Annotated in this window: 1 protein-coding gene and 1 pseudogene; both read left to right on the top strand. The window is 40.1% G+C overall.

Annotated features, from left to right (window positions below):
* Positions 1 to 441: pseudogene (locus ACFINO_RS09970) on the top strand (filamentous hemagglutinin); the annotation flags it as partial.
* Positions 438 to 842 (top strand): hypothetical protein, encoded by a 405-nt coding sequence (locus tag ACFINO_RS09965; protein ID WP_375612686.1) that lies wholly within the window; start codon positions 438 to 440, stop codon positions 840 to 842. The pseudogene ACFINO_RS09970 and the gene ACFINO_RS09965, both read left to right, overlap by 4 nt.
* The last annotated feature ends 188 nt before the right edge of the window (positions 843 to 1030 follow it).

Raw genomic sequence — 1030 nt, 5'->3', positions numbered from 1 at the left:
GCAAAAGATTTGGTGTATAGCCATGGTATTACAGGGTTAGAACTTTATGGACATAGCCGTGGTACCATGACATTGGGAAATATGCTGTATTCTTTCAAACAAGAAGGTGTGCACGGTATAGCCGACAACACGAATATCAATTTCTATGGACCAGCCTTTAATGTTTTAGTTGCATCCGGTCTGTTAGGTTATGTGAGTGATGGCAAACAAACCACTATTGGTTTTGATGGGCATAGATATGACTTTGTAAGCCGATGGATTGGCGGCAATGGCTATACTTATGAGACAATACCTGCTGGCAGTAACTGGTGGAAAGAAACATGGAATATGTTCAAAAATCCTTATAATCCTCATACTTGCCTTGGAGATGCGGGTCCAAAATGTCGAGATATATATGGACTTTCCCATCGAGTACAATTCCCTTTAAGGAGGAAAAAATGAAACAAACTTTAAAATTATTAAGCGCTGTAACTTTGTTAAGTATAGCTGGATGTCAGTTTAATAAACCTCCTGCAGGATACTTCACGGTGTGGGAGAAATCAGGAGCAGATCGGCTTGAGGTAAAAAAAGCACTTTTAGAATGTGGAATGCCAGCTCCTTATGATGTATTTCCAGAAAACAGAAATTTAAGCAACAATGCATGGGCAACCATAGAAGCTTGTATGATTCAAGCTGGTTTCCATGATAAATATGATAGGGGGGGGGGCTGGTGTGGAAATCATAAAGCCGAAAACTTGCCCATTTGTCGTCCAGGTGCTGTTGTTCCACAGCGCAGTGTCAAGAAGCGCTTAAATAGCCCGTTTTGTAAAAAACATCCAGAACAATATGAATGCTATCCTTAAGTCTTGCTTGTGATGATCAACAATCCGCCATCCTTGCCTTCTCTTGGAATGGCGGGACTGTTCCCTCAATCCAACATTTCAATATTGTTCACCGTTGTTTTAATGAAGCGGTGACAGGAAATATCAACAGGCTTATGAGCTTTTTTATTGTAAATAAATCCATTGAAAGAGGGGAATAATGAAGAAAA

This window comes from Bartonella sp. AA83SXKL, assembly GCF_042196965.1.
Taxonomy (GTDB): domain Bacteria; phylum Pseudomonadota; class Alphaproteobacteria; order Rhizobiales; family Rhizobiaceae; genus Bartonella.
This window is presented reverse-complemented; position numbering and strand designations above follow the sequence as displayed.